The 21,535-nt window shown below is 31.7% G+C and carries 19 protein-coding genes; 2 read left to right on the plus strand and 17 right to left on the minus strand.

Annotated features, from left to right (window positions below):
• Nucleotides 1–3: 3 nt before the first annotated feature.
• From ACJDUG_RS07490 to ACJDUG_RS07545, 12 genes are all read right to left on the minus strand, one after another.
• Complete coding sequence (locus ACJDUG_RS07490; RefSeq protein ID WP_406769271.1) at nucleotides 4–2,049, minus strand: chemotaxis protein CheW; 2,046 nt, start codon at nucleotides 2,047–2,049, stop codon at nucleotides 4–6.
• Nucleotides 2,050–2,072: 23 nt separating this feature from the next.
• The gene (locus ACJDUG_RS07495) at nucleotides 2,073–2,840 is read right to left on the minus strand and encodes a CheR family methyltransferase (protein WP_406769273.1); all 768 of its coding nucleotides are present in this window, start codon (nucleotides 2,838–2,840) and stop codon (nucleotides 2,073–2,075) included.
• A 59-nt stretch (nucleotides 2,841–2,899) separates the two neighbouring features.
• Complete coding sequence (locus ACJDUG_RS07500; protein WP_406769274.1) at nucleotides 2,900–3,940, minus strand: protein-glutamate methylesterase/protein-glutamine glutaminase; 1,041 nt, start codon at nucleotides 3,938–3,940, stop codon at nucleotides 2,900–2,902.
• Nucleotides 3,941–3,953: 13 nt separating this feature from the next.
• A complete protein-coding gene (locus ACJDUG_RS07505; RefSeq protein ID WP_406769275.1) occupies nucleotides 3,954–4,442 on the minus strand; it encodes a chemotaxis protein CheD in 489 nt (162 codons plus the stop codon).
• 10 nt (nucleotides 4,443–4,452) lie between these two features.
• Nucleotides 4,453–4,899, minus strand: a complete 447-nt coding sequence (locus ACJDUG_RS07510; protein WP_406769276.1) for a chemotaxis protein CheW — start codon at nucleotides 4,897–4,899, stop codon at nucleotides 4,453–4,455.
• 10 nt (nucleotides 4,900–4,909) lie between these two features.
• On the minus strand, nucleotides 4,910–6,469 hold the full coding sequence (locus ACJDUG_RS07515) for a DUF342 domain-containing protein (protein WP_406769277.1): 1,560 nt from the start codon (nucleotides 6,467–6,469) through the stop codon (nucleotides 4,910–4,912).
• Nucleotides 6,470–6,539: 70 nt separating this feature from the next.
• Nucleotides 6,540–7,382 carry an aminotransferase class IV gene (locus tag ACJDUG_RS07520; protein WP_406769278.1) on the minus strand — a complete coding sequence of 281 codons (843 nt, stop codon included), beginning with the start codon at nucleotides 7,380–7,382 and terminating at the stop codon, nucleotides 6,540–6,542.
• 162 nt (nucleotides 7,383–7,544) lie between these two features.
• Nucleotides 7,545–8,186 (minus strand): HAD-IB family hydrolase, encoded by a 642-nt coding sequence (locus ACJDUG_RS07525; protein WP_406769279.1) that lies wholly within the window; start codon nucleotides 8,184–8,186, stop codon nucleotides 7,545–7,547.
• Nucleotides 8,187–8,359: 173 nt separating this feature from the next.
• Entirely contained in the window at nucleotides 8,360–8,698 is a 339-nt protein-coding gene (locus ACJDUG_RS07530; protein ID WP_406766317.1) for a DUF1292 domain-containing protein, read from the minus strand.
• Between the two features lie 247 nt (nucleotides 8,699–8,945).
• Entirely contained in the window at nucleotides 8,946–12,449 is a 3,504-nt protein-coding gene (gene nifJ / locus ACJDUG_RS07535) for a pyruvate:ferredoxin (flavodoxin) oxidoreductase (protein ID WP_406769280.1), read from the minus strand.
• Nucleotides 12,450–12,685: 236 nt separating this feature from the next.
• Nucleotides 12,686–13,300, minus strand: a complete 615-nt coding sequence (gene safA / locus ACJDUG_RS07540) for a SafA/ExsA family spore coat assembly protein (RefSeq protein WP_406769281.1) — start codon at nucleotides 13,298–13,300, stop codon at nucleotides 12,686–12,688.
• A gap of 88 nt (nucleotides 13,301–13,388) precedes the next feature.
• Nucleotides 13,389–14,459, minus strand: a complete 1,071-nt coding sequence (locus ACJDUG_RS07545; RefSeq protein ID WP_406769282.1) for an undecaprenyldiphospho-muramoylpentapeptide beta-N-acetylglucosaminyltransferase — start codon at nucleotides 14,457–14,459, stop codon at nucleotides 13,389–13,391.
• 204 nt (nucleotides 14,460–14,663) lie between these two features.
• Here ACJDUG_RS07545 and ACJDUG_RS07550 point away from each other — a divergent pair, with 204 nt between their 5' ends.
• Nucleotides 14,664–14,858: an alpha/beta-type small acid-soluble spore protein gene (locus tag ACJDUG_RS07550; protein ID WP_406769283.1), complete on the plus strand. Its 195-nt coding sequence runs from the start codon at nucleotides 14,664–14,666 to the stop codon at nucleotides 14,856–14,858.
• Between the two features lie 212 nt (nucleotides 14,859–15,070).
• Complete coding sequence (locus ACJDUG_RS07555) at nucleotides 15,071–15,259, plus strand: alpha/beta-type small acid-soluble spore protein (RefSeq protein ID WP_406769284.1); 189 nt, start codon at nucleotides 15,071–15,073, stop codon at nucleotides 15,257–15,259.
• A gap of 176 nt (nucleotides 15,260–15,435) precedes the next feature.
• Here ACJDUG_RS07555 and ACJDUG_RS07560 read toward each other — a convergent pair whose 3' ends face one another.
• The 5 genes from ACJDUG_RS07560 to ACJDUG_RS07580 all read right to left on the minus strand — a co-directional run bounded on the left by ACJDUG_RS07560 (nucleotide 15,436) and on the right by ACJDUG_RS07580 (nucleotide 21,479).
• Nucleotides 15,436–15,627 (minus strand): hypothetical protein, encoded by a 192-nt coding sequence (locus ACJDUG_RS07560; protein ID WP_406769285.1) that lies wholly within the window; start codon nucleotides 15,625–15,627, stop codon nucleotides 15,436–15,438.
• A 53-nt stretch (nucleotides 15,628–15,680) separates the two neighbouring features.
• The gene (recJ, locus tag ACJDUG_RS07565; RefSeq protein ID WP_406769286.1) at nucleotides 15,681–17,462 is read right to left on the minus strand and encodes a single-stranded-DNA-specific exonuclease RecJ; all 1,782 of its coding nucleotides are present in this window, start codon (nucleotides 17,460–17,462) and stop codon (nucleotides 15,681–15,683) included.
• Nucleotides 17,463–17,617: 155 nt separating this feature from the next.
• Nucleotides 17,618–18,811 carry a [FeFe] hydrogenase H-cluster maturation GTPase HydF gene (gene hydF / locus ACJDUG_RS07570; protein WP_406769287.1) on the minus strand — a complete coding sequence of 398 codons (1,194 nt, stop codon included), beginning with the start codon at nucleotides 18,809–18,811 and terminating at the stop codon, nucleotides 17,618–17,620.
• 62 nt (nucleotides 18,812–18,873) lie between these two features.
• Nucleotides 18,874–19,920 carry a [FeFe] hydrogenase H-cluster radical SAM maturase HydE gene (gene hydE / locus ACJDUG_RS07575; RefSeq protein ID WP_406769288.1) on the minus strand — a complete coding sequence of 349 codons (1,047 nt, stop codon included), beginning with the start codon at nucleotides 19,918–19,920 and terminating at the stop codon, nucleotides 18,874–18,876.
• Nucleotides 19,921–20,261: 341 nt separating this feature from the next.
• The gene (locus ACJDUG_RS07580; protein ID WP_406769289.1) at nucleotides 20,262–21,479 is read right to left on the minus strand and encodes a M16 family metallopeptidase; all 1,218 of its coding nucleotides are present in this window, start codon (nucleotides 21,477–21,479) and stop codon (nucleotides 20,262–20,264) included.
• Nucleotides 21,480–21,535: the final 56 nt, after the last annotated feature.

Consider the following 21,535-nt stretch of genomic DNA (forward strand, 5'->3'; position numbering starts at 1 on the left):
CTCCTAAATAAGAGCTGCAACGTCTAGTATTAGTGTTACAAGACCGTCTCCTAGAATTGTTGCGCCTATGTATTCTTTTACTCCTTGAAGGGTCTTGCCCAGCGGTTTAATAACAATTTCCTTTTGTCCAAATAAAGAATCAACGAGAAGTCCAACCACCTTTTCTCCAACCTTAACAATAACTACATAATTTTTATTTGTGGATACAGCCTCCATTCCAAGCTTTTTATTTACTCTAATAAGCGGAATTACATTGTCATTATAAATTATAACCTCTGTGTTATTTGTCTTTTTAACCATATCCTCTTTGTAATCAATTACTCTATCTATGTATCCAAGAGATATTGCCATTGTTTCAGTTCCAATCTTAACTAGTAAGGCCTGAATTATCTGAAGAGTAAGCGGTAATCTAATTATAAAGGATGTCCCTTTACCGACCTCACTAATAACATCCACTGTGCCTCCTAAGGCGGATATTTTAGTTTTAACTACATCCATTCCCACTCCCCTGCCAGAAATATCAGTTACGACTTCATTAGTACTAAAGCCCTGAACAAAAATTAGATTTTTAATATCATTATCACTCATCCCATCGGTGTTAATTCCTATTCTTTCTGCCTTAGCTTTAATTGCATTTACATCTAATCCATTGCCATCATCCTCAACCTTAATAACAGCCTTTGTCCCTTCTTGATAAGCTATTAATTTAATTTTTCCGACAGCTTCTTTACCTTCAGCAATTCTTTTTTCTGCATTCTCTATACCATGATCTGCTGCATTTCTGATTAAATGTATTAATGGTTCTCCTATTTCATCTATAACAGTCCTATCTAATTCAGTGTCTTGTCCTCTAATTATAAGTTCAATATCTTTTCCAAGTTCAACAGACAAGTCTCTTACCATTCTTGGGAATCTGTTAAAAACTACATCAAGAGGCATCATTCTTATTTTCATAACTAAATCCTGTAAATCAGAAGTAGTTCTTGCAACCTGCTCTAATGTTTCATTAAGCTCTTGAGCTTTTAAATTATTGCTTATTTGCTCTAATCTTGTTCTGTGAATTACAAGTTCAGAAACCATGTTCATAAATTTGTCTAGTCTTTCCAAATCAACTCTAACAGATTGATGTGCTTTTTTATGAGACGCATTTTCTTTAGATACTGTTTTCAGATCAGCTCCTTCATCTTTCGCTTTACTAGTAGCAGCTTTTGATTTAGTAATACTAGTATTCTCTGCTTGAAGAATAGCCTTTGGTTCTATTTTATTTATCACAGATCCTGCATCAATATTAACAAATTTGATTTCTACCTGTTCAACCTCTGAAATATTAACAAGATTCTCATATATTTCATCTTTGCTTTTATTCGATACATAAATTAAACCAAGTTCAAAATCAAAATTTTCATTTTCAATATCCTCTGCAGCTGGTATGGATTTAATGATTTCACCACTATCTTCAAGGCTCTTAAATATCAAAAATGCTCGTGCTGACTTTAACAAGGTATTCTCACTTAAATGAACTTTAATTTCATAAGTATTGTAACCCTTATAAGATGCCTGTTTTACAATATTAATATCATATTCATTAAGCTCTATATTTAGCGTTGAGGCATCTTTATGAGAGGTTTCAGTATCTGAAATATTATTAGTAACTTCTGTCTGTATCTCTTCTCCTAAAGCAAGTGCTTCTAAATTATTAATTATTTCTCCTATTGGTACCTTCTCATCTTTACCTTCGGATATATTACTAACCATGGTTTCTAATGTATCTAAGCACTGAAATAAAACTGTAACAACTCGCTCAGTTACGCTTAGTTCTCCATTTCTAAATTTTGATAGCACGTCCTCCATTTTATGAGTAAGTTCTGCCATTACATTAAAGCCCATAGTTGCAGCCATTCCCTTTATGGTATGTGCTACTCTGAAGATTTCATTTAACTTATCAATATTTTCTGGTTCTTGTTCAAGTTGCAAAAGTGACTCATTTAAATTCTGAAGATTATCCATTGACTCTTCAAGAAACATCGAAAGGTATTGAGTAGTATCCATTTAATTACCCCCCTGTATATAATCTATAACTTTTTATATATAAATGTAGATGCTTTTTCAAATCCATATTCCTTATAGTTGTAAATACTTTCAGTAGCTCCTACAAATAAAAGTCCACCTTTTTTTAGAGAAGCACTAAATTTCCTATAAATATCATTTTTTACATCTTGATTAAAATAAATAACAACATTCCTGCAAACAATTAAGTCAAAATTATTATCGTAACTGTCAAGTATTAAATCATGCTTCTTAAAAGTAACCATGTTCTTTATATTACTATCAATAACATATTTGTCTCCAAATACTTTAAAGTATTTATCCAAATTTTCTTTTCTTACATTTTTAATTTCAGAATATGAGTACTGACCTGCCTTAGCTTTTTCTAGTATAGTACTGTCTATGTCTGTAGCAATAATATTATGTTTTGACATAGGTGTCAAATTATTTAACATGATTGCTATAGAGTAAGGCTCAGCTCCAATTGAACACGCGGCGCTCCATATTTTTAAATTTTTATTATTTATTAATAAATTTGTTTTAAGCTTTTCACTTAAATCTTCGAAAATTTCTGGATTTCTAAAAAACTCCGTAACATTAATTGTTATAAAATCTAAAAATCTCTGCTTCTGTAAGCTATCACTTTTTAATACTGCTATATATTCTTCTACACTATTTACTCCTACTCTTGACATTAAGCTTAATATTCTTCTATGAAGCTGGTTAGATTTATAAGCTGATAGATTAATATTATACTCTTTCATTACCCACTTTTCAAAATCTAATAAATCCATTTTGTCCCCCTAGTATTCCTATTATGCACGCAATGATTATTAATCCTTGCGCCCCTAAATTATCTTTTTGTAACAATTTTGATAATTTGTGATGCCACCTCATCTAAAGGAACCACTAAATCTACCATACCTGTTTCGAAGGTGGCTTTGGGCATTCCATAAATGGTGCAAGTTGATTTATCCTCTGAAATTGTAACGCCACCACTTCTTTTAATAACCATAGTGCCTTGAGCTCCATCCTTACCCATACCAGTTAAAACAACACTAAGCAAATGAGGACCATATACCTTTGCTGCAGAATTAAACAACTTATCTACTGAAGGTCTAACACCCCAGATAGGAGGTTCTGTATTTAAATGAATCCTATTTTGAGTTAAAACTTCCATATGATATCCTCCTGGTGCTATATATACTACATCTTTTTCAATAAATGCAGCCTCAGAAGCTTCAACTACTTTAATCTTGCTATTTAGATTTAACCTGTCAGCAAACGCCTTAGTAAAGCCTGCTGGCATGTGTTGTACTATAAATATTGGTATCCCTATTTTCTCAGGCAGAGCCGTAATTATAGTATATAATGCTTTTGGTCCGCCAGTGGAAGCTCCTATAACAACTGCATCAATTTTTTCATGTACTGAATTATTATAATGATTACTTTTTTCTATATGAGCATCGATTTTTTCATAAGTATCAATTTCTTTATTTAAAGCAGTTCTTATTTTCAACAAAAGTTCATCTTTTACTTTATTAATATCAAGAGAAATAGCCCCAGATGGTTTTGGTATAAAATCAAAAGCACCAGCCTCAAGGCATTCCATTGTTAGTGAAGTACTACTTTGGGATACGCTGCTAAGCATTATAGTTTTAATATGAATTTGTCTTCTTTTCATTTCCCTTAAGGCAGAAATACCATCCATAATTGGCATTTCAACGTCCAAAGTTATAATGTCAGGATTATGCTTTAATGCCTTTTCCAGCATTTCTTCACCGTTTCTTGCTATATCTATTACTTCCATATCTTGTTCAGAATTAATCATATCTGATATTATTTTTCTCATTAAAGCCGAATCATCTACTACCAAAACTTTGATTTTTATCAAATACATCACTCCATCATATATCTTTAATTCCTTGGCCTACAGTTCTAATTTGGACATCTCCATTAAGAGTGTGAAAAATCATTGTTCTGCCTTTATTGCCTCCGCAGTCTTCACCTATAATAGGGATTGCTAGTTTTCCTAGAGCATCCTTTACAGCATTCATGTTTCTATTGCCAATATCCATCATCATATTTTTATCAGTAAAATTAAACATTGATGCTCCTCCGGCAATTTTTGCTCTTAGATTTCTCTTTAAAGCACCCATGTTTTGAACTTTATCAAGTAAAATTGGAATAGCTAAATCAGCAAATTTTAAAGGATTATTTACAGTGCTAAAGGCTTTGCTGTCAGGAAGCATAATATGAGCCAAACCACCTATATTCTTAGAGCTGTCAAATAATGCAATTCCTATACAAGACCCTAGTCCAACAGTAATCAGCTTATCTGGCGAACTAGCCACATTTAAATCTGCTATACCAACCTTTATTTCATTAATCTCCATATTTACTCCATTAAATTAGTTTCTTTTCTTCCTCTGTCAAAACAGTTCCTAAGTTTAAGAAAATGATTATTTTTTTGTCTATTTTAATAAGACCTTTCATGTATCTCTTTGATATACCAGCTGCTATATCTGGAGGTGTTTCAATTGTTTTTGAATTCACATCCCTTACTTCAGAAACAAGGTCAACAATAATTCCTATTTTGTTACTTGCTTGTTTAGCAACAATAATCTTCGAGTCTTCCTTTATTGCAGAAAAAGGGAGATTGAATTTTTTTGCTAGTGATATTACAGGTAATATGCTGCCTTCATGGTTAATAACACCTTCAACAAACTCTGGTGCATCTGGAAGTTTTGTTGGTTCTTCATACCCCAATATTCTCTCTACCTCCATTATATCAGCAGCATAGTTCTCATCGTTAATACTAAAAATAACAATCTTAATTTGACTATTCTCCATAAAAAACCTCCTATAATCTAAATCTATCCACTATTAATTCTTGACTATCATTAATGTACGCATGAACATCCTTACAAGGATAATCTAGTGTAAATTCCCTATTTCCTATATAAATCATAGTATTTACATATGCTACAGATATTTCTATATGTCCTTTTTCAGATACCATAAGTTTTGTAGTAACTCCACCAAGGCTTCCAACAACTTTACATATAATTTCATTTTCAGCTTTTATGTTACCGCCTCTTACAATACTTTTATCCTGAAGGAAATAAATACTGCCTTGAGAAGTAATAGAAGAAATATATGCTCCCTTACCTGAGAATATAATATCTCCAGTACTTATAATAGTGGAGTCCTGACAATAATTAAGTTTAACATTTACTGGTATAGATTTTTCCATTTTTAGATCATCCAAAAGGCTTTTTAAGATTTCAACAATCTCCAATACTTCGCTATAGTGCTTAATTTTAATTGGATTTAGTCCAATAAGTTTTTCTTTAATTAACCTTACAAGCATTTCGAACTTTACATTTTCATGATTTCTTACCATTATAGATTTAGCAATTACACCCATGCAGGCTGAAGGCATAGCCCTGAATTTACTATCAATTAACACCTTAATAATTTGTCCATCAGAGGTATTATAACCAAGCAAATTGAATTTCTTTATTTCTTCAATAGCTATAACCATTTCGTTTAAAAGCTTATAAAGGACATCAAATTGCTCAATTGCCCTAACTTTTTCATTATCTTCTCCACCTCCAACAATAGTGGAGCTTATAATATTACCATTTATAAATATGTCACCTTTTCCGCTGACTACCGCACTTTCCACGTTTTGAGATATATTAATGGAATTGCCAGAAATAACTTTCATCCCTTCCCTAACACTTCCATTAATTTTTATGTCCCCTAAAAAGCTAATATTTCCAGTACTTATATCTACATCAGTATTTAATTCGTGAACACTAAAGACACTAAAAGTATTGCTCTTCATGCAGGGTTTTCCGTCAATTAATGCAATAATAGTATTATCATCTTTTAGTTCAGCGCCTTGTCCTGCTCTAAACTTGACCTTTTTAACACCTTTTGGCTTTATAACTTCACCAAAAACATCTTTACCCGGAATACCTTCTATGCTATCAATTTTAACAGCAATAACATCGCCCTTAAGTACTGCATTTACGGCACCAATATTTTTGAAATCTACTTTGCCATTGATATCTTCCCTTAATTTTACTATGTCACTGTCCACATCAAATTTGATTTGTATACTTTCATCCTGCCCTTCAATTGCTGTCTCGCCTTTAGCTATAAGAAGTCTTCTAACTCCTTCTTCTAGGGTACACTTTAATAAATTTTCTTCTATAATGCCAGTTGTTATTCCAAAACCTACTAAAGCTTCTCTTATTTCACTAGAAGTATATTTAGGAGCTTTTTTGCCTTCACTATCTAGGAAATATTCAATTGTTATGTACGCCTCTATTTTATTGTTATTAGTATTAATTTTTAAACTCCTGGCAACTTCAATAGGCTTGTCCTTTTTTAAAAGATCTGCATCTTGCACCTATCCCCACCCCTAACAATAATTTGCACAATAATTATTTTTCGTCAATTTCAGAGAAAACTTAACAAGTTTAGGCTTGTTTGTTATTATTTATATAATTATTGATACTTATATTATAAGCGCTCATAATATTTTGTACAATGTAATTTGTTGAAGAAGATAATTTAACGTCATTAATTTTGTCAATTGGTAGAATCTTTGGAGAAGTTCCACTGATAAATGCTGCATCTAATTCCTTTACATCATTATAATTAACCTTTTTCTCTGAGAATCTTATTCCTTCGGCTTTACATAGTTCAATAATTATTGTTCTTGTTATACCTGGAAGAACATCTTCTAAAGGCGCAGTTATTAACCTATCACCCTTAACCATGAATATATTGGATCTGCTTCCTTCAGTAATATCTCCTTGCTTATCAACAAGAATCGCTTCATATACATTATTCTCCTTTATAAGCTTATTAGAATATTCTCTTAGCTCCTTATTAATAATCTTAGCATTAGGATTGCTTCTTTCCATAAAGCAGAAAACTGTATCCACTCCATGTTTATAATCTTCTTCTTTTGGGTAATGACTTTCAATAAAAAAAGCATAAAAATTATCTTTCTCTACTAAATCATTACCCAAGTTATTAAAAATGATTTTAATATTTCCTTCACTATAATTATTAATTTTTATTAGCTTATAGAGTTTACTTTTAAGTTCAGCTTTATTTATCCAGATTTTTTTATTTATTAATGCAGCTGAATTATTAAGTCTTTCTAAATGTCTATCTAAGAATAGAGGTACTTTATCAATTACTCTAATAACCTCATAAAGAGATACCCCTTTATTAATATTTTTGTCATTAAATTCTTCTTTGCTTAAAACCTCTTCATTTTTAATAAAATAAGCACCATAACATTCGCTCATATTAACCCCTCCTTCTAATTTCCGAGGTACATAATGATTATTCAAGTATTATGCCTCCTATTATTTAATGGGTACGTAATGATTAACCATTACTATGCCTCTTATTAATTTTTACAGATGCTCTAATTTGATAGATATATGAAATTTAAGGACCAATTTATTTTATTTCCATTTCAATACCTTTATTTTATTCTGATTTTTTCTATAGTTTATTAAATAGGGATTGCCTACTAAATTAAATAAGGGTAAATCCGAAAGAGAATCTGAAAACATATAAGAGTTTTTAAAATCAACTTCTATATTATCCTTTTTAATTTCCTCCATAAGCCTTCTAACCTTTTCCTCACCTTTATTATTTTCTCCGCTAATTTTAGCTTTATGTATACCTTTTTCACTTAAAAATCTTGTGCCAATAACCTTATCCACTTCCTTAATATTATAAAGTTCATTTAAGTAAAACTCTGCTGAAGCGGATATTAGATATATTCTGCAGCCTTCAGCTTTAAGTTTCTTTATTGTATCAATTGCATCTTTATATAAAATCTTGCTTAATCTCTTCTCATAAAAGTCCTTTACCGAAAACTTCATATCCTCTTCCTTTATGCCATCTATAAATGAAACAAAGCACTCCTTTGTTCTTTTTAAGGGTATAACCTTTAAGGCGTACAATATTCCCGTTAAAATAATCTTAGGCATAAATATTATAAGTTTTGGGTTACTTTTTAGCATAAATTTATAAAATTCAATTAGCGTTTCTCTTTTAGTTAAGGTAAAGTCCACATCAAAAATAGCTAGTTTCTCCATATACCCTCCTGAATTCCTTTTTACTAGGCAAGCAGTACTACCCGATTCCCATTCACCAGTTTATCTATAAAAGTCCATTTAGGATTATTACCTATCCTCATGCAATATTAATTCTAAATTTTCATTTCTTGTCCCTTTTATAAAAATAAAGACCGCATAAGCGGTCTTTGATTTTATTCCTCATCCTGTAGGGATTCTTCATAATACTTGGAAACTTCTTCGAATTCCGCATCCTCTGGAACTACAAGTTCTCCTTCTTCCCCTACAACTTTAAATAGATATACTGAACCATCATCAGGATTCTGAACTAATATATAGTCCTGTTCCTTATAAGTAAAGCCATCTACAACTTCACAGGAAACTACGTTTCCATTTTCATCTTCTAAATCAACAATCATTGGTTCATGATCGTGATCATGACCGCAGCAGCAGCCACCTTCTTCATGCTCATGTTCGCCGCAGCCACATGTATCGTCTTCACAACCACAGTTGTGTAATTTATTTTCTTCCATAACTAATACCTCCTTTAGACATTATAATAACATTGTAACCGTTATTTAACTTTTTTAAAAGAGTTTTTTATAATTTTTTTCTAATGTGGCATAGTGACGTATCTTTTGGCTCATTATAAAATTTCTAATAAAAATGATACTTTAGCCTTGTGCTGTATAAATCAAAAGAGCCTTGAAATAGCACATTACTGCTATTTCAAGGCTTTTTAATTATTAACCCTTAAGAAAAACGTCCTAAGTAAGATTTTTAGTAGCTAGCAAGTCTCTTATAGCCTTCAAGTCTTTCTATAGCATCTCTTTGAGTCTTTTCAAATAATGCATCTGCAGCTTCTGGGAATTGTTTAGCTAGTGAAGAGTATCTTACTTCACCCATTAAGAATTCTCTGAAGTCTCCAGTTGGTTCCTTTGAATCTAAGCTAAATGGATTCTTGCCTTGTTCTTTTAGACTTGGGTTGAATCTGTAATTAGCCCAGTATCCACAATCAACAGCCATCTTACCTTCAGCTTGGCTCTTACCCATACCATTTCTTAATCCATGGTTAATACATGGTGAATATCCGATAATTAAGGATGGTCCTTTGTAAGCTTCAGCTTCAGCAATAGCTTTTAAGGTTTGGTTCTTGTCAGCACCCATGGAAACTTGTGCAACATAAACATAACCATAGCTCATAGCCATCATTCCAAGATCTTTCTTCTTAGTGTTCTTTCCGCTTGCAGCGAATTTAGCTATAGCAGCTGTTGGAGTAGCCTTTGAAGATTGTCCCCCAGTATTGGAGTAAACTTCTGTATCAAATACAAATACATTTACATCTTCTCCTGATGCTAGGACGTGGTCTAATCCGCCGTATCCAATATCGTAAGCCCAACCGTCTCCACCAAAGATCCAGTTTGATCTCTTAATAAAGAAGTCTTTATTCTCATATAAATCATTTAATAATGAACAATCGCCTTTTTCAGCTTCAAGTAAAGCAGTTAATTTATCAGCTCTTTCTCTTGTTCCTTCTCCATTTTCAAGATTTGCTATAAAGTCTTCTAAAGCTGCCTTAAGTTCTGCACTAATGCTTCCTTTAATTGCTTCAGCTGCTGTATTAGCCAATCTGTCTCTTACTTGTTTTACACCAAGATACATTCCAAGACCAAACTCAGCATTATCTTCAAATAGTGAATTTGCCCATGCAGGACCATGTCCTAAATGGTTCTTAGTATATGGAGTTGCAGGTGCTGATGCTCCCCAAATTGATGAACATCCAGTAGCATTAGCTATCATCATTCTGTCACCAAATAATTGAGTTACAAGTCTAGCATAACCTGTTTCTAAGCATCCAGCACAAGCTCCTGAGAATTCAAGTAATGGCTGTTCGAATTGACTGCCTTTTACAGTTAACTTATTCATTGGGTTTTTCTTAGGTGATACTCCCATAGCAAAATCCCATGCTTCTACTTTATCTAATTGAGTGTCTAGCGGCTTCATAATAAGAGCCTTCTCTTTTGCTGGGCATATATCAGCACAGTTTCCACAGCCTGTACAATCAAGTGGTGATACAGATATATTGAATTTAAGTCCCTTTGCTCCAGTTGCATCTTTTGCATTAAATTCAGCTGGTGCTGCTGCCATTTCTTCATCATTAACAAGTACTGGCCTTATTGCAGCATGAGGACATACAAAGGCACATTGATTACATTGAATACAATTGTCAATTTGCCATTCTGGAACGCTAATAGCAATTCCTCTCTTTTCATAAGCAGCAGTACCCATTGGGAAAGTACCATCTTCCATTCCTATGAAAGCACTTACAGGAAGCTTGTCTCCATCTTGTCTATTCATTGGATTTACAATTTTGCTTATAAATTCAGGAACTTTAGCAGTTGCAGCTGCTTCTTCTTGCGCCTCAGCCCAGGAAGCAGGAACATCTATTTTAACGATTGATAGAGCGCCCTTATCAATAGCAGCGTTGTTCATATCAACAACTTTTTGTCCTTTCTTACCATAGGAAGTTACAACAGCATCTTTTAAATATTTTATAGCATCATCTACTGGAATTACATTAGCAATTTTAAAGAAAGCTGATTGCATTATCATGTTAATTCTTCCGCCAAGACCTATTTCTTGTGCTATCTTAACAGCATTTAGTGTATAGAATTCAATGTTGTTTTCAGCTATGAACTTCTTATAGGAAGCAGGTAAATGCTCTTCTATTTCTTCTGGGGTCCAGATAGTATTTAATAAGAATTTACCGCCTTTTTTAAGTCCTTCTAAAACGTTATATTTAAACACATAGGATTGATTATGACAAGCAACGAAATCAGCTTTGTTTATTAAGTATGGGGACTTGATTGGTGTCTTACCAAATCTTAAGTGTGATACTGTTATACCGCCTGATTTCTTTGAGTCATATGCAAAGTATCCTTGTGCATACATGTCAGTATGGTCTCCAATGATCTTAATAGCACTCTTGTTAGCTCCGACAGTACCGTCTGATCCAAGGCCCCAGAATTTACAAGCCTTTGTCCCTGCTGGAGTTGTATCGATGTCTTCAGCAACTGGTAAAGAAGTGTTAGTTACATCATCAATTATACCAATTGTAAATCTATCCTTTGGAGCAGCTAATTTTAAGTTTTCAAATACAGGAAGTATTTGTGAAGGAACAGGATCCTTTGAACCTAAACCATATCTGCCTCCAACTATTACTGGCTGGAACTCTTTTCCATAATATGCGTTTTTAACATCTAGGTATAATGGTTCTCCTATTGAACCTGGTTCCTTAGTTCTATCAAGAACAGCAATACTCTTAACTGTGCTTGGTATATATTTGAAGAAATGCTCTAATGAGAATGGTCTATATAAATGAACATTTAATAAACCTACTTTTTCTCCTTTAGCTATTAAGTAATCAATTGTTTCTTCAATAGTATCGCAAACAGAACCCATTGCTATTATCATTCTTTCAGCATCTGGTGCTCCATAATAGTTAAATAGGTGATATTCTCTTCCTGTAAGCTTTGTCATTTCTGCCATATAGCTTTCTACTATTTCTGGAAGTTCTTCATAAAACTTGTTTGAAACTTCTCTTTCCTGGAAGTAAATATCTGGGTTTTGAGCAGTACCACGAGTTACTGGATGATCTGGATTTAATGCTCTTCTTCTAAATGCATTTACAGCATCCATATCAACTAAACCTTTTAAATCATCATACTCAAGCATTTCAATTTTTTGTACTTCATGAGAGGTTCTAAAACCATCAAAGAAGTTTACGAATGGCACTCTTCCTTTTATAGCTGATAAATGAGCTACTGCTGATAAATCCATAACTTGTTGTACTGAACTTTCTGCAAGTAGAGCAAAGCCAGTTTGTCTTGCAGCCATAACGTCTTGATGATCTCCAAATATATTAAGTGAATTAGCGGCTAAAGCTCTTGCTGAAACGTGTAAAACTCCAGGTAAAAGTTCACCAGCCATCTTGTACATATTTGGTATCATAAGTAATAGACCTTGTGATGCAGTATATGTAGTTGTTAAGGCACCTGCTTGTAAGGAACCATGAACAGCACCAGCTGCTCCTGCCTCAGATTGCATCTCCATAATCTTTACAGTTTGTCCAAAAATATTCTTTCTTCCTTGTGCTGCCCATTCATCAACATGTTCAGCCATTGGAGATGATGGAGTAATTGGATAAATAGCTGCTACATCAGTAAATGCATAGGAAATATGAGCTGCAGCAGTGTTTCCATCCATAGTCTTCATTTTTTTCATTAAAATACCTTCTTTCTATGTAAATTTTTGAAAGGTGACAAAATAAATTACTCACATCTTTATTATATACTTTTATTTCAATAATTCAACATGAATTGTTTCTATTTTTGCGTCTTTTAATTTCTATTAATTTTCTTAGTAAACTAAAGGACTCTCTAACAGATACAGAGAGTCCTTTAATAAATTATTTTTACCTGTATTAACTTTTTTTGTTTGTCTGTATTAATTTATTAATATTATCTTCTTATAAATTCCTGAGTCCAATATATTACTCCACTAGAAGTTTTAGCTACTCCAACACCTATTTCGTTAAATTGTGGGTTTAATATATTTGCTCTATGGCCAGTGGAATTCATCCATGCATTCATTACTGCCTGAGGAGTAGGCTGACCCATTGCTATATTTTCACCGGCAGCATAGAAGCTTATTCCAAAATCGTGCATCATTTTAAAAGGATCTCCATAGGTTGGGGAATAATGTGAAAAATATTTATTATCCCTCATATCTGCCGATTTATATCTAGCAACCCTTGACAATTGCCAATCTGCTGTTAGATGCCCTAGACCATATTTACTCCTCTCTATATTTACTAATCTAATAACCTCATTTTCTAGAGCCTTAATATCAGTTATATTAGGTACACTTATCTTTTGACCTGGGTATATTAGATTTGGGTTGGTAATACCTTTGTTAGCATCAATTATTTCAGACACTCCAATTTCAAACTTAACTGCAATTTTCCACATACTATCACCTGGCTGAACAGTATAAGTAATATTCTGTGCATGAATAGCGGTTTTTGTGCAAATTAAAATACCAAACGTAAATAGAAAGATGTAAAATTTTTTCATAGTTTCTCACCTCTCTATTTATTCTGTAAGATTTTACGTTAATTATTTTTAATTCTATTGGTTTGTTAGAGAATAGTTACCAAAATGCTTATAAGCTTGCTGTATCTATAACCTTAACAATCAAGTCCACTGCATTTGATAAATTACTTTGGGACATATTATTAATGTATTTATTTTTGTTACTATTAAGCTCATATATTTTTTTAATAAATAATTCATCTTTTAAATTTTCTTCTTTAATTACTAAGCTAAAGCCATTTTTTTCAAAAGATTCAGCATTAAGAATTTGATCTCCTCTACTAGACTTAGATGATAGAGGTATTAATAAATTTGGTTTTTTTATAGCTAGAAATTCAAATATAGAATTAGCGCCTGCCCTAGAAACGATAATATCCGATGCAGCCATTAAATGAGGTAAATCCTCATTTACATATTCAAATTGCCTATAATTTTCTATAGCTTTATAATTATTATCTATATTACCTTTTCCGCAAATATGCAAAATATTAAATGATAATAATAAATCGTTTAGATTTCTTCTTATTAAATCATTTATGTTTTTAGAACCAAGACTTCCACCCATTATGAACAAAATAGGCTTTTCATTGCTAAAATTACATAGTTTTAGTCCTTTTATTCTGCTTCCTTCTAATAATTCCTTTCTTATTGGAGTTCCTGTAAGTACAACCTTCTTTTTACCTATTTTATTAACAGACTCCGGAAAGGTTACACAAATTTTAGTACAATATGGAGCAGAAAGCTTATTGGCAAGTCCAGGGGTAATATCAGATTCATGGGCTATTACAGGAATTTTATTTAAATAAGCTCCTAGCACAACTGGTACTGCCACAAAACCACCTTTTGAAAATATAATATTTGGTTTTTGTCTTTTTATAATATCATAGGCCTCAAAAATTCCCTTAATTACTTTAAATGGATCTGTAAAATTCTTTATATCAAAATATCTTCTTAACTTCCCACTGGAAATGGAATGATACTCTATATTGTTTTCTTCAATTATCCTTCTTTCAATCCCTTCTTTTGTTCCTATATATTGCACTTCATATCCTAACTCTTTTAGTTTTGGGATAAGAGCAAGGTTTGGAGTTACATGCCCTGCAGAACCTCCACCTGTCATAATTATCCTTTTGCTACTCAAAATACCATCTCCTATAATGAATTAATTAATTCAGCTAATATTATAATATACATGAGGTATATTTTTGAATATAATTATTAAAAAATAATTGTGAAAAGTTAACATTGATATATAAACTTAACTTTTACACCTCTAATCTACTAATATAATTATAACCTTATTGGACAATATAATAACATAAAACAAATAAGGAGGTCATACATTATGGCAAGAAATAAAGCATTAGTTCCAGAGGCTAAGGCAGGACTTGATAGATTTAAGATGGAAGCTGCTAAAGAAGTTGGGGTTCCATTGACTGATGGTTATAATGGTGATCTAACTTCAAGAGAAAATGGCTCAGTAGGCGGACAAATGGTTAAGAAAATGGTTGAAGCTTATGAAAAAGGATTAACTCGATAGTTTATTATAGGAAGGCTTACTTGTAAGCCTTCTTCTTTTTTTATATTTATAAAATCCTTAATAATCAAGATAAGATAGAAAATTGCTAAAATATTCTTTATAATCTTATAAAAGATAATCTATATTTTTCCTTCACTTCCTACAAAACTCTATAATATTCTATACCGCTTTGGATAAGCTATTATTACAAAGATATAAGGAGGTGAATATAAATGGCAAGAAATAAAGCATTAGTTCCACAGGCAAAGGCTGGGCTTGATAGGTTTAAGATGGAAGCTGCTAGAGAAGTTGGGGTTACATTAAATGAAGGCTACAACGGAGACCTTACTTCAAGAGAAAATGGGTCAGTAGGCGGCCAAATGGTTAAAAGAATGGTTGAAGCTTACGAAAAGAATCTATAATATACTTAAAGACAAGTAGGAATTTCCCTACTTGTTTTTTAAATTAATAGACGTTGCTGCAGTAATAGCTTTAATAAAATATTTTATATCTTTAGCTATTTTTCATATTGCGATTTTTACATTTGAGATAAATTTGCATATTAAAATAAATAAAAAGGAGAAAACTCTCCTTTTTATTACTTTTGAGATAGTCCTGATACAATTCCTTCAAAATCTTGAAGGCAGTTATCTATATGACCAATCTCTCTTTCTATTTTTTCTTTTATGGTTCCATTTTCTGCATTTCCTGATGCTATAGATAGACACTGTCTAACATCTTTTAAACTTAATAATGCTCTATCCATATGTTTTCTAGCTTCATCATTCATTTTCATCACCTCAAATAATATTATGTGCAGAAGTGAGGAAATTTAACTAAATTTTATGCCAATCTAAAAGCAATAATTTTAATTTGAATAGTTTGTACACCATTAAAGCTATTTAAGTTTGGATAATAGATTAAATCAAATTTAAGCTTCTCATTATTATAATTATAATTTTCTAAAATATCTAAATAGGATTCCCCGTAATAGGATTTCAGAAGATCCCTAAACTCATCTATTTTGCCAAAACATATTCCATCCATTTTAAAATTTGTATTATCTATTTTGAGACTTAATTTAAGAACATTGCTTTCCTTGCCTACAATAAATATTTTATCTGCAATTACGTTCTTTTCTGCAAAGACTGGTGTTTCATTTCCTTTGCCAAAGGGTTCTAACTTTTCTAAATTGTAAATAAAATTTTCAGAAAGTTTATTTACAGGTATTCTCTTATCAATTCTAAGCTTTGGCATTATATCTTCATCATTTAATTTACAATTCTTATTTAATTCATTCCTAAGTAATTCAATATTTTCTTTCTTTATAGATAAACCTGCTGCCATTGGATGCCCGCCAAATTTTTCTATTAAATCTTTACATTTTAAGAGTTCTTCAAAAAGATTGTACCCCTCAATTGATCTTCCAGACCCCTTTGGCATTTCTTTACCGGAGGTTATTACTATTGTAGGAACATTATATTTTTCTTTAATTTTACCAGCTACAATTCCAGCAATACTTTCGTGCACATCTTCTTTGTAAATAACTATAACCTTATCATTTTTTATATTAGTACTTTCAATTTGTTCTATTATTTCTTCAACATTTTTAGTTGTCATGCTTTGTCTCTTCTTATTTAAATCACTTAGCTTAATAGCAAGTTCTTTTGCTTTTTCCATATCCTCACTAAGCAGTAATTCTACAGATAAGGCCGCAGTCTCCAGCCTACCTGTAGCATTAATGCATGGACCAATTTGAAAACCAATGGTTCCAGCATTTAATTTTCTGTCCTTTATACCTAAAACCTCCATTAATGCATCTAGTCCAATATTTTTTGTTGAGTTTAGACTTATTAAGGCATTTTTTGCTATTATTCTATTTTCATCTACTAAATCTACCACATCACATATAGTACCAATACCTGCGATTTCAATTAACTCAGTTAATTTACTTAAATTAATATTCATTTTGTAAAATAATGCAGTGGAAAACTTTAATGCTATTCCTGCACCACACAGAAGTTTAAAGGGATAACTACAATCCTTCTGCTTTGGATTTATAACTGCATCTGCCTCAGGTATGATATATTCCCTATTTCCATCCTTATCCTGCACGAAAGTAACCTCGTGATGATCTGTTATTACAACCTTTAGACCTAATTGTTTTGCTAAAGCTATTTGCTCTATGGCTGATATTCCATTATCACAAGTTATAATTACTTCTGCTCCTTCTTCCTTTAAACTTTTAATTCTTTCATTATTAATTCCATAACCTTCATTTTCTCTATGGGGAACATAATAACGTACCTTTGCATTACATTTTAATAAAGCCTTATACAAAATTACAGTACTTGTAACTCCATCTACATCATAATCCCCATATACAACTATATTATTTTCATTTCTGATTGCTTCAATGATGATTTCAATACCCTTGTCCATATCTTTCATAAGAAAGGGGTCGTATAAATCATCAAGTGATGCATTTATAAACTTAATCACATCTTTTTCAGTTTTAATTCCTCTGTTTGCAAGTATTGCTGCTATATTTACATCTATACCTGCTGTTTTTGAAATATCAATAATTGGTGCTTTTGTTTGTCTTAATAGCCATTTCTCCTTCAAAATTCCCACCTCACCAATTCATTATAGCATAATTAATTTTACATAATAAATACAAGTTAATATCCTAATATTTCCCAGATAATATATGTATATAAAAAGACTGTTTCAAAATATTTAAGTAATTCAATTTAATATTCCGAAACAGTCACATGATTTTACTTTTCTTTAAAGATTTCAGTTGATCTTGGAAGAATACCATTTAAATAAGCCAAGATTACACCATAATTTGTTATACTAACATTTTTTTCTTGGCACAAATCAACACGAGTCTGCATTATTTTCTTATTAAGCATACATGAGCCGCAGTGAATTATAAGGTCATAATCTTCTAGATTCTCAGGAAAATCTTGACCCATTCTAAATTCATAATTAAGCTGTTTTCCAGTGAATTTATTTAATAGCTTTGGTATTTTAACTCTGCCAATATCCTCATGGGAATGATTATGGGTACAGCTTTCTGAAATTAGTATTTTAGAACTCTCATTTAACTCTTTTATCTTTGAAGTACCTTGTGTGAAGGCATCTAAATCTCCTTTATATCGGGCAAAAAGTATTGAAAAACTAGTCAGCTTAATATCTCTAGGAACAATTTCATTGACCTTTTTAAAGGCTTGCGAATCAGTTACAACAACGTCAATATCCTTTAAATCCAAAAGTGCATCCTTCAGCTCAATATCTCTAACTACATAGCTTTTAATACCATGATCTAGGCAATCTCTTATAAGCTGAACCTGAGGCAGAATTATTCTTCCTTTGGGAGCTTCAGAATCCACAGGAACCACCATTACAACTTTTCCATTATAAGGGACTACATCTCCAATAATAGTTTCTTCTACTTCACCTTCACTAAGCCTTTTTATTAGTTCTTCTTTTAATGTAAGGATATTTTTATTATCCTTAGCAGATACAAACATCCCATCTTTAAACTTTTCTTTTATTTTAAATAAGTCTTTTTCAGCTATTAAATCTATTTTGTTTATAACAAGCATGTAAGGTATATTATATTTTTTAAATTGCTTAATAAAATTAGTATAAGAAATTTCATCTATATCCTCGGCTTCTATAACATAAATGGCGAAATCAGTCTGCTGCAGTACCTTTAAAGTCCTTTTTGTTCTTAGTTCCCCAAGCTCCGTTGCATCATTTAGCCCTGCTGTGTCAATAAAAACAACAGGTCCATAGGGGATCAGCTCCATAGCTTTATTTACCGGGTCCGTTGTAGTTCCCTTCACTGAAGAAACTAGGGAAATCTCCTGACCAATTATTGAATTTAATAGTGAGGATTTGCCGGAATTTGTTTTTCCAAATATAGCAATGTGCTTTCTATTTGCATTTGGCGTTTCGTTCATGGCTATCTCCTTTAATAGTTTTTTTCTGCAAAAGCAAAGATTAATTTCTACTAATCATATATTTATTTTCTTATCCAATTAATATTGTCCCCTCTGCCCATATCTAATTCAAAGCCTGCACTTTTTATTCTTCCTTCAATACACATTCTGCATTCAGCTGCTTCATCCCCTGTACAAATCTTACCATCATATAGGGAATATTTTTTTCTTACAGAGGTTGGTGATAAATTAGGCATAACTACATTAGCACCTGCTTTTATACCTTCCTCCCTGCCCTTAGGATTAATAGTACCCAGTGCAGTGGTAGCCGGAATTAATGCAGCTGGTAATAGCAGCCTTGTTAAGGCTACCATCAATATTGTCTGATCAAGAGTCCCCCCTTTTTCTTTTGATAGCGGAGTGTCCTTATGCGGAATAAAAGGGCCTATTCCAACCATTTCTGGATTTAATTTTTTTAGAAATAGTAAGTCTTTAACAAGATCCTCATTGTTTTGGTTTGGTAAACCTACCATAAAGCCAGAACCTACTTGATAGCCTATTTCTTTTAAATCCCACAAACAATTAATTCTATTATCAAAGCTAGTACTAGGATGTAATCTTTCATATAAAGCCTTCGAAGCTGTTTCATGTCTCATTAAATATCTGTCTGCGCCAGCTTCGTAATATTTTTTATAGGAATAATAGTTTTTCTCTCCTATTGAAAGCGTTACAGCACAGTCAGAATGTCTTTCCTTAATCTCCGTTATAAGTTTAACAATTTTATTATCTGTAAAGTAATCATCTTCCCCACCTTGAAGTACAAAGGTTCTATAGCCAAGGCTGTAGCCGGATTCACAGGCAGAAAGTATTTCCTCAGTAGTTAATCTATATCTGTCTGTATTTTTATTTAAGGCTCTAATGCCGCAATATAGGCAGTTTCTTTTGCAATAATTGGTGAATTCAATTAACCCTCTCATGAAAACCTTATTGCCATAATATTTCATCCTTGTTTCATGAGATTTTTGTAATAAATATATTTTATTTTCCTCATCTAAATTATTTAATAAATATAAAAGCTCTTCACTTTCTAAACTGTTGTTTTCATAGAGTTTGTCTATAATTGACTTCATAAACTAAATCTCCTCCGTAGAAATAATAGTTATGACTTATTCAAGTTCAATATTATTTCTTAGAACTTAACCTCAAAATAAAAAAAGCTTTCTTAGAAAGAAAAGCTTAAGTCATCAAACATAGCCCTTGTAGGATATAATGGGCTATATAAAAGCATTCTTCCTTTCAGATTAGATAACTCTTCTCTGTTAGGTTAAATTCCAAAGAAATATATTGCAGTACTTCTTAATGTTTTTTATGTTAATATTTTATCAATTTCTATTAACCTTTGTCAATTATTTTTAATTATTTTTTGGAAAAAGAAGCAGTTTTGATTTTGATATACGTGATTACTATTAATTTATGACTTTATTATTTGTATGGATGGTTTGTCTAGCACCCTTCTGATTACATTGACAATGTCTACCTCGATAATATCATCAAAATCATCAAGTTCCTCATAAAATGTTCCTTGAGAACCATACATTATTTCGTTTACAGCTAGGGATTTACAACGTTCAATAGACTTTTCTAGTTTTAATTCTCTTTTAAGCCTTAGGGATTTAATACTTTTCTTAATAAGCTCCTCTGTAAAGGAATTAGTACTGCTTTTTACCTTTTCTAATAATTCATTTATTAGTTGTAACACTATATCTATATTTTTTTCTGATGTGGATAAATCTATATTAAATATTTTTATACCATTTTCATTATTAATCCTACTTCCAATATCATAAACAAGTCCATTCTTAGTTCTAATTAAATCAAATAACAAGCAGCTAGTTCCTTCTCCAAATATACAATTAAATACCTTAAGAGCATTGACTTCATTTTCATTAAGATCATGAATAGTATATATATATTTTATCTTAGCTCCATTAATTCCATCTTTATGCTTTAAGTAAACTCCACTTTTATTTCTTTCATAAAGCTTTATATTTTTACTAATATATTCTTTATCCCACTTTCCATATAAATCTTCTATCAAATTTAGTATCTCCTCAAATTTCAAGGAGGATATGACTGAAATAACGCAGTTACTAGGCCTATAATATACATCATAAAAACGTTTTATTTCTTCTAAAGAAATTCTTTTTAAGCTTTCTTCATTTCCAATAATAAGTTCTTTTAACCTTCTATGTGAAAATGAATTATAAAAAAGTTCATCCTCACAATATTGTACTAAATCATCCTTCCAGTCTTTAAGTTCCTCATTAATTATTGACATTTCCTCTTTAAAACCCTCTGTTCTAAAAGCTGGATTTAATATAATATCTGAATAAAGTTTAAAGCCTCTGTGAAAGTCATAACTTAAGGTTGTTCCATAGTAGATACAGTAAGGGTAATTAGTCATGGCATTGTTAAACCCAAAAATTTCATCACTAAGCTTATTTATTTCCAGTTCATTTAAGGAATTAGTACCCTTAAATAGCATATGTTCAACTGCATGGGCGGTTCCTAAGTTATAATCAGTTTCCATATTAGCCCCTGCTTCAAAACCAATGCAGAAGGAACTTATATTCGAAGGTTTATATTCATAAATTACTTTTATTCCATTACTCAATATTCTTTTATCCATCTAAATCAACCCCTCTTATTTCTCCTAATGAAAAATCTATGGAGAATGTTTTTACT

It is taken from the genome of Candidatus Clostridium stratigraminis, assembly GCF_045310675.1.
In the GTDB taxonomy this organism is placed as follows: domain Bacteria; phylum Bacillota; class Clostridia; order Clostridiales; family Clostridiaceae; genus Clostridium_AT; species Clostridium_AT stratigraminis.

Excerpts from the sequence above, each read along its gene's own strand:
- ACJDUG_RS07505 (WP_406769275.1), bottom strand. The coding sequence starts at position 4,442 with ATGGAGATTAATGAAATAAAGGTTGGTATAGCAGATTTAAATGTGGCT.
- ACJDUG_RS07490 (WP_406769271.1), bottom strand. The coding sequence starts at position 2,049 with ATGGATACTACTCAATACCTTTCGATGTTTCTTGAAGAGTCAATGGAT.
- nifJ (WP_406769280.1), bottom strand. The coding sequence starts at position 12,449 with ATGAAAAAAATGAAGACTATGGATGGAAACACTGCTGCAGCTCATATT.
- hydE (WP_406769288.1), bottom strand. The coding sequence starts at position 19,920 with ATGAAGTCAATTATAGACAAACTCTATGAAAACAACAGTTTAGAAAGT.
- ACJDUG_RS07530 (WP_406766317.1), bottom strand. The coding sequence starts at position 8,698 with ATGGAAGAAAATAAATTACACAACTGTGGTTGTGAAGACGATACATGT.
- safA (WP_406769281.1), bottom strand. The coding sequence starts at position 13,300 with ATGAAAAAATTTTACATCTTTCTATTTACGTTTGGTATTTTAATTTGC.
- ACJDUG_RS07555 (WP_406769284.1), top strand. The coding sequence starts at position 15,071 with ATGGCAAGAAATAAAGCATTAGTTCCACAGGCAAAGGCTGGGCTTGAT.
- ACJDUG_RS07550 (WP_406769283.1), top strand. The coding sequence starts at position 14,664 with ATGGCAAGAAATAAAGCATTAGTTCCAGAGGCTAAGGCAGGACTTGAT.
- ACJDUG_RS07495 (WP_406769273.1), bottom strand. The coding sequence starts at position 2,840 with ATGGATTTATTAGATTTTGAAAAGTGGGTAATGAAAGAGTATAATATT.
- ACJDUG_RS07560 (WP_406769285.1), bottom strand. The coding sequence starts at position 15,627 with ATGAATGATGAAGCTAGAAAACATATGGATAGAGCATTATTAAGTTTA.
- ACJDUG_RS07520 (WP_406769278.1), bottom strand. The coding sequence starts at position 7,382 with ATGAGCGAATGTTATGGTGCTTATTTTATTAAAAATGAAGAGGTTTTA.
- ACJDUG_RS07580 (WP_406769289.1), bottom strand. The coding sequence starts at position 21,479 with ATGGATAAAAGAATATTGAGTAATGGAATAAAAGTAATTTATGAATAT.
- ACJDUG_RS07510 (WP_406769276.1), bottom strand. The coding sequence starts at position 4,899 with ATGGAGAATAGTCAAATTAAGATTGTTATTTTTAGTATTAACGATGAG.
- ACJDUG_RS07525 (WP_406769279.1), bottom strand. The coding sequence starts at position 8,186 with ATGGAGAAACTAGCTATTTTTGATGTGGACTTTACCTTAACTAAAAGA.
- hydF (WP_406769287.1), bottom strand. The coding sequence starts at position 18,811 with ATGAACGAAACGCCAAATGCAAATAGAAAGCACATTGCTATATTTGGA.